The 14,086-nt window shown below is 54.3% G+C and carries 15 protein-coding genes; 9 read left to right on the top strand and 6 right to left on the bottom strand.

Annotation, left to right across the window (positions count from 1 at the left end):
• Nucleotides 1-15: 15 nt before the first annotated feature.
• The 5 genes from C4520_08040 to C4520_08020 all read right to left on the bottom strand — a co-directional run bounded on the left by C4520_08040 (nt 16) and on the right by C4520_08020 (nt 5,580).
• Nucleotides 16-930, bottom strand: coding sequence for an EamA family transporter (locus C4520_08040; GenBank protein RJP22547.1), 915 nt, complete (start codon nt 928-930; stop codon nt 16-18).
• Between the two features lie 181 nt (nt 931-1,111).
• Nucleotides 1,112-2,635, bottom strand: coding sequence for a hypothetical protein (locus C4520_08035; protein ID RJP22546.1), 1,524 nt, complete (start codon nt 2,633-2,635; stop codon nt 1,112-1,114).
• Nucleotides 2,636-2,912: 277 nt separating this feature from the next.
• Complete coding sequence (locus C4520_08030) at nt 2,913-4,187, bottom strand: adenylosuccinate synthase (GenBank protein ID RJP22545.1); 1,275 nt, start codon at nt 4,185-4,187, stop codon at nt 2,913-2,915.
• Nucleotides 4,188-4,305: 118 nt separating this feature from the next.
• Entirely contained in the window at nt 4,306-4,680 is a 375-nt protein-coding gene (locus tag C4520_08025) for a DUF1844 domain-containing protein (protein ID RJP22544.1), read from the bottom strand.
• Between the two features lie 27 nt (nt 4,681-4,707).
• A complete protein-coding gene (locus C4520_08020) occupies nt 4,708-5,580 on the bottom strand; it encodes an ATP phosphoribosyltransferase (protein RJP22543.1) in 873 nt (290 codons plus the stop codon).
• A 551-nt stretch (nt 5,581-6,131) separates the two neighbouring features.
• On the opposite strand from C4520_08020, the gene C4520_08015 reads away from it, so the two are divergent.
• Both C4520_08015 and rpsU read left to right on the top strand, forming a co-directional pair.
• Nucleotides 6,132-6,485 (top strand): RNA-binding protein, encoded by a 354-nt coding sequence (locus C4520_08015; protein ID RJP22563.1) that lies wholly within the window; start codon nt 6,132-6,134, stop codon nt 6,483-6,485.
• An 86-nt stretch (nt 6,486-6,571) separates the two neighbouring features.
• Nucleotides 6,572-6,745, top strand: coding sequence for a 30S ribosomal protein S21 (rpsU, locus tag C4520_08010; protein ID RJP22542.1), 174 nt, complete (start codon nt 6,572-6,574; stop codon nt 6,743-6,745).
• A 285-nt stretch (nt 6,746-7,030) separates the two neighbouring features.
• Here rpsU and C4520_08005 read toward each other — a convergent pair whose 3' ends face one another.
• On the bottom strand, nt 7,031-7,900 hold the full coding sequence (locus tag C4520_08005) for an HDOD domain-containing protein (GenBank protein ID RJP22541.1): 870 nt from the start codon (nt 7,898-7,900) through the stop codon (nt 7,031-7,033).
• A 364-nt stretch (nt 7,901-8,264) separates the two neighbouring features.
• Here C4520_08005 and C4520_08000 point away from each other — a divergent pair, with 364 nt between their 5' ends.
• Genes C4520_08000 through C4520_07970 form a run of 7 tightly spaced genes read left to right on the top strand, consistent with a single transcriptional unit; the run spans nt 8,265 to nt 14,013 of the window.
• Entirely contained in the window at nt 8,265-9,539 is a 1,275-nt protein-coding gene (locus tag C4520_08000; GenBank protein ID RJP22540.1) for an aminomethyl transferase family protein, read from the top strand.
• A gap of 11 nt (nt 9,540-9,550) precedes the next feature.
• Nucleotides 9,551-9,955, top strand: a complete 405-nt coding sequence (gene gcvH, locus C4520_07995; GenBank protein RJP22539.1) for a glycine cleavage system protein GcvH — start codon at nt 9,551-9,553, stop codon at nt 9,953-9,955.
• Nucleotides 9,956-11,281: an aminomethyl-transferring glycine dehydrogenase subunit GcvPA gene (locus C4520_07990; GenBank protein ID RJP22538.1), complete on the top strand. Its 1,326-nt coding sequence runs from the start codon at nt 9,956-9,958 to the stop codon at nt 11,279-11,281.
• Nucleotides 11,278-12,732 carry a glycine dehydrogenase subunit 2 gene (locus C4520_07985; GenBank protein ID RJP22537.1) on the top strand — a complete coding sequence of 485 codons (1,455 nt, stop codon included), beginning with the start codon at nt 11,278-11,280 and terminating at the stop codon, nt 12,730-12,732. The genes C4520_07990 and C4520_07985 overlap by 4 nt, the downstream gene beginning before the upstream one ends.
• Before the next feature lie 49 nt (nt 12,733-12,781).
• Nucleotides 12,782-13,303: an ACT domain-containing protein gene (locus tag C4520_07980; GenBank protein RJP22536.1), complete on the top strand. Its 522-nt coding sequence runs from the start codon at nt 12,782-12,784 to the stop codon at nt 13,301-13,303.
• Nucleotides 13,304-13,328: 25 nt separating this feature from the next.
• A complete protein-coding gene (locus C4520_07975) occupies nt 13,329-13,799 on the top strand; it encodes a hypothetical protein (GenBank protein RJP22535.1) in 471 nt (156 codons plus the stop codon).
• Entirely contained in the window at nt 13,786-14,013 is a 228-nt protein-coding gene (locus C4520_07970; protein ID RJP22534.1) for a hypothetical protein, read from the top strand. Before C4520_07975 ends, C4520_07970 begins: the two co-directional genes overlap by 14 nt.
• Nucleotides 14,014-14,086: the final 73 nt, after the last annotated feature.

Here is a 14,086-nt window from a genome sequence, read left to right as displayed (position 1 = left end):
CCAGATTTCGCCAACTTACGAGTCGGGTGCCGGCATATGGCTGGATGAGATTGTCGCAAGCACCGCCGCCCCGAGAATCAGCATACCTCCACCGAGTGTTCTGAGCGAGGGCCTTTCTCCGAGCACCACCAACGCGAACAGGATTCCATATACCGGCTCCAACGCCGCCACCAGACCGGCTGTGCGCGCTCGTACCCGCCTCATTCCGCCTATGAACAAAGAATGAGCGACCGCAGTCGAAACGATTCCAAGGATAATTAGCAGCGCAACGTCTTGCACCCGGAGCCGAAAATCGATAAGGAACACAAGCGGTGACAGGACCATTGCGGCCCCGAGTTCCTCATATAATGCGATAGTCAATCCTGAATAGTTCCTGACGTATCGCCGGTTTAGAATGGACAACACGGCGAATGTCAGGCCAGAAAGAATCCCCCAAAGTACTCCGCGGGTGATGTCGTGCTCGATGTTCAAAGAAGGGATGATGACGGCTGTTCCCACACATGCGAGACAGGCAAGACCGATTTCCCGGATGCTGATTCTTTCATGAAAGAAGAAAGGCTCGATGAGGGAGGCGAAAATCGGAAATGTGGAGTACGAGAGCAACGCAATCGCAACCGTGTACACCTTTATCGATTGGAAAAAAGCAATCCAATGCACGGCCAGGAGCATGCCCAGCAACAGCAGAAACAATGTATCGCGGCTCGATCGCACTCTGTAGTTCAACCTGAAGAGTGGAATGATCCCCGCAAGCGCAACAGCCGCAAAGAGCACCCTCCCGAAAACAATTAAAGGGGGCGGCAAGAGAATTATCTTGCCGAATACTCCCGCCAGCCCAAACAGCGGTACGGCCAGATGGATTTGAAAGAGATGCCAGGAATGCGCATTTTCTTGGACAGGCGGAGAGTCAAGATGTGGAAGCGGTTCAGACAAGGGAATCCTCTGGGCATAAAGATCTGCCGCCGCACGCGTTCCGGGCCCCGGTCGGCATTTTCGCCATTATATCAAAGAGTCGGCTCAGGAAAAATAAGGGAAATGTCATGCCGCAAAATTGATGAGCAGAGCATCGAAGGCCCTTGCGAAGGAAGGACCTTTGCGAGGTTTCCGCGGAGTCCTAGAATCTCATCTTAAGAATCTCGACGAACCGCTGGAAACTCTTCTTCGGCGAGTGATTGTTGTTCGAGGGAACTTCCTGTTTTTGTGTGGCGGAGCGCGGTTTCAATCCGCCGGCAGGGATGGCTTCGCGTAGAGACGGCGGCTTCAGCAGCTCACTGGCGATGTGGCGGATACATTTTGATGCCGGCCGGTCGGGAAAAGCGATGCTATATGGTTTCCTTCTTTTTTCGGCCTCTCGGAACATCTCGCGGTCGTAGGGCACGAAACTCAGAAGCCCCATATCCAGCTTGAACTGGCTCCCATTGCCATTCCTGAAATGCTTCTGGGCCGTCGCATTGATTTTGTCAAAAACCTTCTGTCCCATCTCCACGGACTCGACCTGATTGATAATGAACCTGGGCGAGAACTCCGTTTTCATCTGGTAATTCTTCATTTTCTTTTCGAGCCTGGTCTCGATATCTTTGAATCGGAAATAGCATGCCTTCACGCAGGCATATCCGGAAACGATGTCCTGCGGAGTTGTCAAGATAATGACCTCATTCGCCGCGAGCGCGAAATCGAGAACGCTGTCGTCGATTCCCGCGCCAAGATCGAATACGACGACATCATAGTTCTTGCTGACTTCCTGAAAGTTGCGAATGAACTTCAACTTCTGCACGTAAGCCAGGTTCGCCAATTTGTATTCGCCCGACTGCCCGCCGATGAAGTCAAACCCGTAATCGGTGCCGGTAACAAGCTCAAAGATATCCTTCTCTTTGTTCAAAAAATCCATAAGCGTGTATTTCGGATGGATGCCCAGTTTGACTCCCACGTTAGCGTTTCCCAGATCCAGATCGATGAGCAGCGTTTTCACCTTCAGGGAAGCCAGGGAGCAGGCGAGGTTAACCGCGGTATGCGTCTTGCCGACGCCTCCTTTGTTCGAGACTATTGCAAAGATGCGCGTCTCTTTTGTCTTCTCGTCATCGATCTCTTTCCGGATCTCGTTTTCCAGCTTCTGCGCGTGCGATGCACGATAATTCCGGGTGAAATACTGCAGCTCGATCGATTCCAGGATGTCGGCTCGCGTGGAAATCAAGGGATTGATTTCCAGCTTGGCCGCTTTTGCCAGTTCCTCCAGAGCGTCAAGGTCCATCGGATCGCACATCGCAACGTCGAGAAACCCGCCGTTTATTCGGATCGGAATACACTTGTATTTTCGAGCCAGGTGCTCCGGAATGAGGTCGATCGCCTGCGGCTGAAGCGGAGTAGTAAACAGATCAACATACGAGATGCTCAGTTGGTCGGCCAGCGCGTGCGCCAGCCGGGCCTCATCAAGTATCCTCAGTTCGAGCAGAACCTCGCCGAGAGGCTTCAGGCTTTCCTTTTGACGGGCAAGCGCTTTCTCCAACTCCTCGTGAGTGATAATGGAGTGTTCAACGAGGAAATCCCCCAGCCTCGTATTCACAGCAATTTCCTTTCCCCTTTGTCTATCAGCATCTTGCTCCTGCAGGGGTAGATGAGTGGACGGTGGACGCACGGTCATCGATGGAATGAGCAATTACGGTGCCAACTTTTTTGTGCAATCATAAATGCTTAACATTAGTGTCGTTATGACTTGAAGACACAAAACTGTATCCTTGGGCGCGGCAAAAAAGGAACGGGAGTGCGCGCGTATGAGGGCTTTAGGCTCTGAATCGAAAAAGGCGAAGCGTTCTGAGAGAGGCGCGAGTTGCGGCAAGGCCTTTACGTGACTCGATCACGCCATGAAGGGAAAAAGGCCGAGCCTTCTGTGGCGACATTTCTTCTCGAAAAAAAGGATTCTATTGCGACGCGAGGATAGTCTGGCTCCGCTTGGGTCCAACGCCCACCAGTGTGGCGGGGCTATCCATCACCTCTTCAAGTTTCGAGACGTACCTTTTTGCCTCATCGGGTAGATCTGAGAATGAAGTGATCCTCGAAGTATCTGTGCGCCAGCCGCGAAACTCGGTGAATATCGGCTTACAGTCGGGAAGCATGTCGACTTGTTCGGGGAATTCCGTTATGTGCCGGCCGCGGTACGAATATTCCTCGCATATCTTGATAGTTTCCAGCTCATCGAGCACGTCAAGCTTTGTGACGGCGAGTTCCGTCAGGCCGTTGACGCGTTTTGCATGTTTTGCAACGAGGCAGTCGAACCATCCGCAGCGCCGCGGGCGGCCGGTTGTGGCGCCGAATTCGTTTCCGCGCTGGCGCAGGTATTCGCCGACGCCGTCCGTCAACTCCGTCGGCATGGGGCCGTTGCCGACGCGCGTGATGTAGGCTTTGACCACGCCAATGATCCTGTTGATCCGGTGCGGGCCGATGCCTGCTCCGACGCACACACCGCCGCTGATCGGGTTTGATGAGGTAACGTACGGATAGGTGCCGTGATTGATGTCGAGCATCGTTCCCTGCGCACCCTCAAAGATGACCGTCTTTCCCTGATCGAGCATGGTATTGATGGTCAATGAGGCATTGGTCGTATAGGGTCGGATTTTCTCGATGAGCGGATCCAATTCCGCCACGATCTGCTCAGCCGTGAAAGCCGGCAGATCGTACAGTTTCTCGAGGAGGATGTTCTTTTCCTTGAGAATGCTGTCCAATTTTATGACAAGCTGTCTCCTATCGAACAAGTCGCTCACGCGGATGCCCATGTAGGCGTGTTTGTCGGAGTACACCGGACCGATGCCGCGCGCTGTCGTTCCAATGCTGCCCGCTCCCTTGTTACGGGCGACATCGAGCGCCTTGTGGTAGGGCATAACCACGTGCGCGCTTTCTGAAATGAGGAGGTTGTTCCCGACGTCTCTCTGGCGGGCAGCCAGCTCATCGATCTCTTTGCTGAGCTGCTGGAGTTCGATTGCGACGCCGCTCGCAATAATGCACTTCGTGTTCGGGTGAAGTATTCCGGACGGGATCAGGTGGAAGATGAACTTTTCCGCATCAACGGCGACAGTATGTCCTGCATTTGCGCCGCCATTGAACCTGACGACGGCATCGGCATTATCGGCAAGAAAGTCGACGACTCTTGCTTTCGCCTCATCTCCCCACTGCGTTCCCACAACTACGTGTGCCGGCATGACGTTCCTTTCACAAAAAGCAGGCGCTTCGCCCTCTTTTGATTTCTGTTCCGGATCTGTCTCTGACCGTCAGGAAGGGAAGCTTTCGTCTGGCCGCAAACTCCGGGTCCCTTCCACCTCAGGGTTTCGGCGCCTTTCTTATGTACTTCATCCGAAGTTCATAGAGAATGCTCTTGAGCGCCTGTGCTTCATCCGGCGTCAGGTTGCCGGCTGTCTTTTGTTCGAGGATCCCCAATTCGTCTATCAGGTACTTTGCCCTGTTCAAATCCTCTATCGGCTCATTTGTTTCAGGGTCGGGTATTTCACCAAGGAAAAGAGACGCTTGCATCGCGAGTTCAGCCAGAAGTGTGCCGAAGCTGGCTTGCATTGGCGGGAAACCCGACGGTTGAGCGGTCCGGGCTTTTCCGGAAGGGGGTTTCTCCGGACCCTGCTCTTTCACTTTCTCCCGCTGGACTTCCTCTTTCCAGGATTCATCCACTCTCTTTTCTGTCATAAGAAAATCCCTCCACGTCCTGCCGCGTCAATAAATGACCTTCGTTAAGGGAAATTCTATTATTCCTTGGGCGCCTGCGCTCTTGAGACGGGGAATTATTTCGCGCACAACCTTTTCTTCCAGCGCCGTCTCAACCGCCACCCATCCCGGATCGCTCAAATTGGATATCGTGGGATTTTTCAGCGCCGGCAGTTCGGCCAGCACGTTGCTTAAATCCGCCCGGTTACAGTTCATTTTCAGGCCGACCATCCTGGCGGCATTCAGCGCCCCCTGCAGGAGCGTCGCCAGGTTCTCGATCTTCTGACGTTTCCATGAGTCTTGCCACGCCTGTTTGTTGGCGAAAAAGCAGGTCTGCGATTCGGTTACAACGTCCAAGATCCGCAATTTATTGGCGGCAAGCGAAGATCCGGTCTCCGTCAGTTCGACGATCGCGTCCGCGAGGTCGGGCGGTTTCACTTCGGTTGCGCCCCATGAAAATTCCACGGTCGCGCGGATTCCCTTCTGCTTAAGGTACTTCTTCGTCGTATTTACTAATTCAGTCGCAATCGTTTTTCCTTCCAGATCCTCCACCGATTTGAACGGAGAATCATCGGGAACGGCAAGCACCCAGCGCACCGTACCGATGCCGCGCTTTGAGTAAACAAGATCGGCAACCTGGACGACGTCCGCATCGTCCTCCTCGATCATGTCCAATCCCGCTATCCCGACATCCAGGATCCCATGACTGACATAGCGCGGAATCTCCTGTGCCCGGATCAATAAAGTTTCCAATTCGGGATCGTCCACGTGGGGATAATAAGAGCGCTCGTAATAGGTAATGGTATAGCCGGCGCGCCGAAATAATTCCTGGGTAGCCTCTTGCAAACTGCCCTTAGGAAGTCCCATCCTCAATTTATTCATATTTCGTCTCCGGCCGTCGGCCGGTCACTTTCCAAAGGGTTGGCTCTTCGGTTCAGCTTTTAGCGAAGCTTCTTCTTATGACGATTAGCGCGCATCTTCTTCTTGCGCTTGTGCTTTGCAATCTTCTTCTTTCGCCGCTTACGCAGATTGGGCATATCATCCCTCCTTTCGCAACACTATATTATACGCGGTTTCATAATCAGCGTCAAGAAAAGGTTGTTCTCGACTTTGCGCGGGGTGATTGACAACTGGTTGTCAGAGCCGCTATACTATACTGAAGCTAAAGCGATATGTTTTACTGTTTCGGCAATGTGCAAGCCAGGCCAGATTGCGCTCTCTAAGTGTGGCACCAACGCAGGTGACCAGCCTGACAGCGTTCACTTCGAGAATCTGATCTCCTTCTTTAGCTTTCGAAAAACTTAATATTCATTTTACTCGCGGGCGCTGTTGAAGCATAGTTTGCAAAAGGGGATTGGCGGAATCGGCTTTTTGTCCTCCCCTGGAATAGGAACACCGGGAATATCAACTCGTCCTGGCGAATGGAGGCGCAAATGAACATCTATGTAGGAAATCTGGCAAGGGGAGTAACCGAAAACGATTTGCGAGAGGCCTTTGCAGCATTCGGACAGGTTGCATCCGCCAAAATTATCACCGACAAATTCAGCGGTGAATCGAGAGGCTTCGGGTTTGTCGAGATGCCAGCCGACGCCGAAGCCCGCGAAGCAATTAACGGTCTGAACGGCAAAGACCTGAAGGGGCAAACGCTGAACGTGAACGAGGCCCGGCCTCGTCCAGAAGGACGACGGGAGGGCGGAGGACCGAGAGGCGGCGGCCCACGAGGCGGGGGATACCGTCCGGGCGGGCCCGGTGGAGCGAGACGGGGCGGCGGCGGGCGTCCGCGCTGAGTGAACCAGGGACGGCGGAATCGAAGAGCCTCCCGGCAGAAATGCTTTGGATGTCTTAAATAAATTATGGAAAGGAAGATGACTGAATGGTTGAAGTTTTTGTTGAAGGCGATGTCGACAAAGCGCTACGGCAACTGAAGAGAAAACTTTCGGAAGATGGTGATCAAAGGCGCCTCAAGGATCGCAAGCACTTCATGCCTCAAAAAGAACGCAGACGCAAGAAAGCGATCAAGGCCAGTCGCAAGAGACGGAGCAGATAACCGATTCCCAAAGGTTCAGCATGAAATCTGGCAAAGCCTGTTCAACGTCCTGCATTATGAGGGGCGCCTTCGGCGCGTGAATCTGTCCCCCTCATATTAAATTTCGGCCTGAGACCGGAATATCTGAGAAATTATCCGGCCTCAGGTCTTCCTGTTTGTTCTTTCTGTTGAATTTATACCTTCCGGCATCTGACCTCTCATCCTGTCCTGCTCTTCAACATTCACGCCCTCGGCCACCTCTCCGATCATTCGAAGAGGCGGGGGAACCGAAGGAAGGTCTGATAATCAGTGCCTCTTCTTGGTGCTCCCGTTATCTGAAAATAACTCGCGCACCTCGTGGAGTTTCTTCAGAATCTGAGAGATAATTTCTTCGGTCGCGAGAGCGGACAGCTTCAATCTCTCGCTGACTTCGGCGGAGGTGTTATAATAAGCCGCATCGATGCCCGCTCCTATTCCGCCCATAAGGCACATTGTGTCCGCGACATGAACCAGGTCGACTGCGAGCATTTCACCTGAATGCCATTCCGGTTGATGATGCCACCGGCAAACCTCGACAACGGACGGCGGCAAATTCCACGTCTCCAGCAGCGCCGCGCCGGTTTCGGCATGGTCTATGCCCAGAATTTCCTGTTCGGCCACTTCGAAAGATACCTTCTCCTCTGAAACCACCTTCTGAATCAAGTCAATGTCAATTTGGATGAAGCTGCCCAATACAACCTTCCCAATGTCGTGCAAAAGACCTGCAGTGAACATGTGCGCCGGCGTCTTCAAATTCAGATCGGCTGCCAACTCCTCACCTCCAACGGCGACAGCAATCGCATGCTCCCACAGTTGCCCCGCCGGCAGGCCGTAACCCGGAATCTCTTGCTGTGCCATGGGAGAGAAAGCCCATGAGACAATCATTTGAAAGATGCGGTTAGTCCCCAGCCGGACTATTGCGTCTCGGATCGAGGATATTCGATCGGAACAGCCGTAGTAGGCTGAGTTGGCCATGCGCAATATGTTAGCCGCCATTCCGGGATCGAATTCAATCGCCTTGACGATTTCCTTTATGTTCGTTTCCGGGCTCTGGAGCAGCCGCGCCACTTCGACTGCCGCCGGGGGCATCGCTTTTATGGTTGAAATTCTGGATATGATTTCATCCTTTCGATTCACAATCCCAACTCCTCATGCTTTTCTGCCCGCTCCGCATTGTCCCTTCTCGTTGGACAATCATATTTCGACACTTTTCGGGTTCAATTTTGTACGCCCAGCAGATAAATACAGGGTAAACGGGCAGTGCGGGGATTTTCCCGCGCCTTCCCGAAAGGAAGAGCATTTTTTATGCCTAAGATGAGAATTAATTTTTTGCTGATGCCTCGCCTCCGGCCACCCCTCTTCCACTTCAAGCATGAATTCCCCCGGCGGGTTCCCTCTCATAAAATTAAATTTCGCGCCGCCTCGTGGAATGAAAGTATTTGACAAAAATGCCGACAGTGGCATACTCTTTTCAGGATAAGAAAGGGTCGGTCGAATTTATATGGCTGAGAACAGACGAACATCTCTCTTTCCGTGGCATGCAGCGCACGGCGCCAACATAGCGAAATTCCATGGCTGGGATATGCCGCTGTGGTATGCATCCGGCGCCAAGAAGGAGCATCTGTCGGTCATCACCGCCGCCGGTATTTTTGATACAGGCCATATGGGCGCCCTCAGCGTGACCGGGCGTGACGCCTTCCACCTGCTCCAGTCGTGTTTCACAAAGGATCTGGAAAGATGCCTGGGCGGCGGGAAAGCCCCGCTCACTCCCGGCAGGTGCGTGTACGGCGTCTTTTTGAACGAACGCGGCGAAACCATAGATGACGCCATTGTCTATCAGCTCACTTCGCAGGATTATCTTGTGATTGTGAATGCGGGAATGGCGGCGGCAGTGGGCGATCATCTTCAAAGATATTCGGCCGCCCGGTCTGCTGGCGTTGCGGACGTTTCCGAAAAGATGGCGAAAATCGACCTTCAGGGACCGCACTCAGCGCGCATCCTGGCAAAAGTGTTGGCGGATGGTCCGGCGCTTTTGCGCAGTATGGTCTATTTCAGCTTTAAGGGAACTTATGAAAAAGCCGCCGGCTTTTCGGGGGTCCGGCTCGCGCGCGCCCGACAGATCTTGCTCTCGCGTACAGGCTATACCGGCGAGTTCGGGTTCGAATTGTTTGTCAATCCGGCCGATGCGCTCGAAATTTGGGAAACCCTTCTTGAGGCGGGCGAGGAATTCGGCCTTCTTCCCTGCGGTCTTGCGGCCCGCGATTCTCTGCGTGCGGGCGCCGTCCTGCCGCTCAGCGGGCAAGATATCGGCTCATGGCCGTACATCAATCATCCGTGGCTGTTCGCGCTGCCGTTCGCGGAAGATGGGCTGACGTTTACGAAACAATTCATTGGTGATATCGTTCTGCAGTTGCGTGAGGCGTCCGATCATACACTTGCATTCGTGGGGTTCGACCCGCGTAAGGCCTCCATCGGCGACCCGGCGCTCGGTATCGGATCTGATGGAAATGAGATCGGTCTCGCGCTGACGTGTGTCGCCGATCTGGCCATCGGCCGGGTTAACGGGGCCATCTGCAGCGTCGCCAGTCCCCAAAGACCTCAAAACTTCAATCCGCTGGGCTTGTGCTGCGGCTTTGCAAAAGTGCGCTCCCGGCTGGAACCCGGAACTCACGTGGTTTTACGGGACAAGCGGCGGGAAATTCCTGTCGAGATAGTTAAGGACATTCGACCCGACCGCACCGCCCGGCTTCCCATGAAGCATTTCCTTGGAGAGTAGGAGGAGAACGAATGAAAGAACTTGATGAGTTGAAGCTGCCGGACGATGTCCGATATTCCACCGATCACGAATGGGCGCGCCTGGAGGGAAATCATATACGAGTCGGCATTTCAGATTACGCCCAGGATCGGCTCGGGGATATCACTTTCGTTGAGCTGCCCGAGATCGGCGATATTCTCCATCAGGGGGAGGAATTCGGAACTGTAGAATCGACAAAGGCGGCCTCCGAGATGCTGACACCCGTCAGTGGAACAGTCGTTGCCGTCAACAATCTCCTCGAGGAGTCGCCCGGTTCTATAAATCAAGACCCCTACGGCAGGGGATGGATAATAGAAGTGAAGGCGCTCGATGTGTCAGAATATGACGACCTGATGACGAAGGACGATTATCGGAAGATGCTTGAGGGAACGGAATAAATGCGATACTTGCCTCATACCGACAGCGACGTAGCTGCCATGCTCGCAGTTATCGGCGTGCGTTCGCTGGAAGAACTGTTCTCTCCGATACCGGATGACTGCCGCCTTCGCGGACCGCTCACGCTTCCCGAACCGCTGAATGAGTGGGAGCTCGAGGGTTATTTCGAACTCCTTTCCAATACAACCGCCGCCGCCCAAGGATTCTCCTCCTTCATTGGAGCGGGCAGCTACGACCACTTCATCCCGGAATCAAACAGGCAGCTGCTCTCTCGTTCGGAATTCTACACCGCCTACACTCCATATCAACCCGAGATCAGCCAGGGAACTCTTCAGGCAATCTATGAATATCAAACGCTCACAGCCAGGCTGATGCAAATGGAAGTGGCGAATGCCTCGCTCTACGACGGCGCCTCCTCGCTGGCCGAAGCGTTGCTGATGTCCATTCGAATCACGAAGAAACCAACTGTGGCGATTTCCCGGTCGATTCACCCTCATTATCGGAGAGTGGCGCAGACGTATTTTGCGCCCACGGGCTACAGCGCGATCGAACTTCCTCATCTTTCTGACGGCCGCACCGACTACTCTTCTCTTCAGCAAGCCGGTGAAGTTGCTGCTGTGGTCGTTCAATCGCCCAACTTCTTCGGCGTGATCGAAGACCTGGATTCCGCCGCCGAAGCGGCAAGAGCGCATGACGCTCTGTTGATCGTCTCTTTTACGGAGCCGCTCGCATATGGAATCCTGAAACCGCCCGGTAAGTACGGCGCGGATATCGCTTGCGGCGAAGGACAAAGCCTCGGTATCCCGCAGTCATTCGGAGGGCCGGGACTGGGGATATTTGCCTCAAAGATGCAGTACGTTCGCAACATGCCCGGACGCCTCGTCGGACGCGCCCAGGATGTGGAAGGGCGAGGCGGATATGTCTTGACGCTCGCCACCCGCGAACAGCACATCCGCCGGCAAAAAGCAACGTCCAACATTTGCACCAACAGCAGTCTGTGTGCGCTGGCGGCGGCGATGTACATGGCTACACTCGGAAAAACGGGTTTCCGGGAAATGGCTCAGTTGAACCATGATAAGGCGGAATATCTCAAAGACCGGCTGCGCGAGAAAGGGTGCGAGCTTCCTTTCTCCGGCCCGACTTTCAATGAATTTGTCGTGCGCTTCCCCAATCCTGGCGATTATCGCCGGCTTCTCGAAAGGAAAGTGCTCGCCGGACTCCCGCTCGATGCCTATTATCCGGAACTGAAGGACCATCACCTGCTCTGCGTCACAGAGACGAAATCCCGCTCGGATCTGGATGCGCTCGCTGAGGAGGTCGGACGATGACTACTTTTCCCGGAGCCACCGGCCTGGTTTTCAACGAGCCGCCGTTATGGGAGATGGGAAAACCCGGGCGGTGCGCCGCGGACCTGCCCCGGCGCGACGTCGAACGCCGGCAAATAGATAATGCCGTTGCGGGCGACCCACCCGATTTTCCGGAATTGAGCGAGCCCGAGATCGTCCGTCATTACACACGCCTCTCCCAGTGGAATTTCGGAGTGGACAGCGGGATGTATCCCCTTGGCTCATGCACGATGAAGTACAACCCCAAACTGCATGAGAAATTGGCCGCCTTCAGAGGATTCGCCGAATTGCATCCTCTTTCGCCGGATTCGCTTTCTCAAGGCGCGCTGAAGGTGATGTCGGAATTGGAACGCCTTCTTGCAGAAATCACCGGGATGCAGGCCGTCTCTCTCCAGCCGGCGGCGGGGGCGCAAGGCGAACTGGCCGGCATGCTGCTCATTCATGCCTACCACAAGAAGAAATGCGGCCGCCGTACAAAAATCATTATTCCGGATACCGCCCACGGCACGAACCCCGCCAGCGCAGCGCTGTGCGGGTATGAGCCGATTCCAGTAAAATCGAACGAGAACGGAATCCTCTCTCCCGAATCAATTGCCGAAGCGATGGACGATCAGACCGCCGGCATCATGGTAACCAATCCGAATACGCTTGGGTTGTTTGAGGAACATATAAAGCAGATCGCCGAAATCGTACACCGCAAAGGCGGCCTCGTCTATTGCGACGGCGCGAACATGAATGCCGTCATGGGAATCGTGCGGATGGGCGAAATCGGCGTCGACGTATTGCACCTGAATCTGCACAAAACATTCTCGACTCCTCATGGAGGCGGCGGACCCGGCGCCGGCCCCATTTGCGTGAGGAAACATCTCGAGCCGTTTCTCCCCGTGCCGCGCGTGGTCGAGCGCAAAGGATCGTATGCGCTCTCGAGCGATTTTCCCGATTCCATCGGCAAGCTGCACTCGTTTTACGGAAATTTCTCGATCATGGTGCGGGCGCACGCCTATATTCTCAGCATGGGCGCCGATCTGAAGCGTGTCAGCGAGCTCGCCGTACTCAATGCGAACTACATCAAGGAACGTCTGAAGGGAACGCTTCACCTCGCGTACGATAGGCCCTGCATGCATGAATGCGTGTTCTCGGACAAGCTGCAAAAGAAGCACAAGGTCACCACTCTCGACATGGTGAAGCGGTTGATCGATTATGGGTTTCATCCGCCGACGGTTTATTTCCCGCTGGTGGTGGACGGCGCAATCATGATCGAGCCGACTGAGACTGAATCGAAAGAGACCATCGACGCCTTCATCGAGGCCTTCAAAACAGTTGCCGTCGAGGCCGAGCAGTATCCCGACCAGTTGCGCCGTGCTCCCGGGCGTACCAAGGTGAGACGGCTTGACGAGACGTCCGCGGCGCGACACCCATGCCTCGGCGGCTGAGGCCGTTGCCGCAAGAGGCAATTCATTAGCACTACGTGGAGCCGGACAGATGAAAAAGTATATGATCCTCTTCCTGGTCGGCAAGGACCGGCCCGGAATCGTCGACGAGGTCTCCAGTTTCCTTTTCACGCGGGGCGCCAACATCGAAGATAGCCGCATGGCCGCCATGGGCGGACGATTTTCCATCATGACGCTGTTCTCCTGCCCGGAAGAGCACATCAGCGCGATCAGAGGAGGAATCCCGGAACTGGCCGGCTCGGGATTCGAAGTGTCGCTGCATGAAGCTGACGACCCCGCCTTGCTCCCGCACCATCCGGAACTGCCGTTGCGGATGGAAGTCATCGCGATGGACCATCCGGGAATCGTTCAGCGGGTGGTCGCAATCCTGCACCGGCACAACGTCAATATCCATTCGCTCGAAACAAAGGTTACCAGCGCCCCGCTTTCCGGGACTCCGCTTTTCGATCTCCTGCTGGACGCAGCCGTGCCCGCCGAAGAATCCATCGTGAAAGTGAAAGAAGAACTCTCCGCCCTCGCCGCCGATATGAATCTGGACCTGAGTTTCTTATGACGATGCCTCAAAATTTCCCGTCGCTATGGATGCCACTCAGAAAGAACTGAAATCGATTCTCTTGGAATCCGGTGCAAACCTCGTCGGTTTTGCCGACGTGTCGGATATGGCTTTTCACGGCGAAATATATCTGACCGCCGTTTCTATCGGGATATCTTACGACCGGGGGATTCTTGATAACTGCGAAACAGACGTGGACGCCTTTGAGAGACATCTTCAGGATACTAAGGACAGAATGAAACGAATTCTGGAAGTCTGCGGAGATTACCTGCAGAAAAAGGGATCCACAGCATGGATTCCCCCAATTTCCAAGAACCTGCCGGGCCTGCTGAGCGATTTCCCGCATAAATTGGCTGCTACGAAGGCAGGATTAGGATGGATCGGAAAAAATGCACTATTCGTGTCCGCAGAGTTGGGCTGCGGTCTTCGCCTGGCAACAGTGTTAACAAAATCTTTCATGCCCTGTGTTAACAAAATCTTTCATGCCCTTCGGTAAACCAGTGACCCAAAGCAGATGCGGCCAATGCGCTGCATGTGTGAGGGCATGTCCTTATGGAGCTATCAAGGGCGCGGACTGGCGCGCAGGTCTGGAAAGAAAGAGCATGATCGCCCCTTTCCTTTGCAGTCGTAGAAGAGAACAATTCCGGCCGCAACTGGGATATAAGCATCCTTGCGGCTTGTGCATTAATTATACTAAGTTAAGTAGTTAAGAGCTGTCAAATCGTGGAAATCTCGTCTGGCACCACGGGCAGTAGCCACCCATTCTAATCAGGAGGACCTGGA

The organism is Candidatus Abyssobacteria bacterium SURF_5, assembly GCA_003598085.1.
Classification (GTDB): Bacteria; Abyssobacteria; SURF-5; order SURF-5; family SURF-5; genus SURF-5.
The sequence above is the reverse complement of the archived record's forward strand: the minus strand, read 5'-3'. Positions and strand labels throughout refer to the sequence as shown.

Excerpts from the sequence above, each read along its gene's own strand:
- C4520_08035 (RJP22546.1), bottom strand. The coding sequence starts at position 2,635 with ATGACCGTGCGTCCACCGTCCACTCATCTACCCCTGCAGGAGCAAGAT.
- C4520_08030 (RJP22545.1), bottom strand. The coding sequence starts at position 4,187 with ATGCCGGCACACGTAGTTGTGGGAACGCAGTGGGGAGATGAGGCGAAA.
- C4520_08025 (RJP22544.1), bottom strand. The coding sequence starts at position 4,680 with ATGACAGAAAAGAGAGTGGATGAATCCTGGAAAGAGGAAGTCCAGCGG.
- C4520_08020 (RJP22543.1), bottom strand. The coding sequence starts at position 5,580 with ATGAATAAATTGAGGATGGGACTTCCTAAGGGCAGTTTGCAAGAGGCT.
- C4520_08015 (RJP22563.1), top strand. The coding sequence starts at position 6,132 with ATGAACATCTATGTAGGAAATCTGGCAAGGGGAGTAACCGAAAACGAT.
- rpsU (RJP22542.1), top strand. The coding sequence starts at position 6,572 with ATGGTTGAAGTTTTTGTTGAAGGCGATGTCGACAAAGCGCTACGGCAA.
- C4520_08000 (RJP22540.1), top strand. The coding sequence starts at position 8,265 with ATGGCTGAGAACAGACGAACATCTCTCTTTCCGTGGCATGCAGCGCAC.
- gcvH (RJP22539.1), top strand. The coding sequence starts at position 9,551 with ATGAAAGAACTTGATGAGTTGAAGCTGCCGGACGATGTCCGATATTCC.
- C4520_07990 (RJP22538.1), top strand. The coding sequence starts at position 9,956 with ATGCGATACTTGCCTCATACCGACAGCGACGTAGCTGCCATGCTCGCA.
- C4520_07985 (RJP22537.1), top strand. The coding sequence starts at position 11,278 with ATGACTACTTTTCCCGGAGCCACCGGCCTGGTTTTCAACGAGCCGCCG.
- C4520_07980 (RJP22536.1), top strand. The coding sequence starts at position 12,782 with ATGAAAAAGTATATGATCCTCTTCCTGGTCGGCAAGGACCGGCCCGGA.
- C4520_07975 (RJP22535.1), top strand. The coding sequence starts at position 13,329 with ATGGATGCCACTCAGAAAGAACTGAAATCGATTCTCTTGGAATCCGGT.
- C4520_07970 (RJP22534.1), top strand. The coding sequence starts at position 13,786 with ATGCCCTTCGGTAAACCAGTGACCCAAAGCAGATGCGGCCAATGCGCT.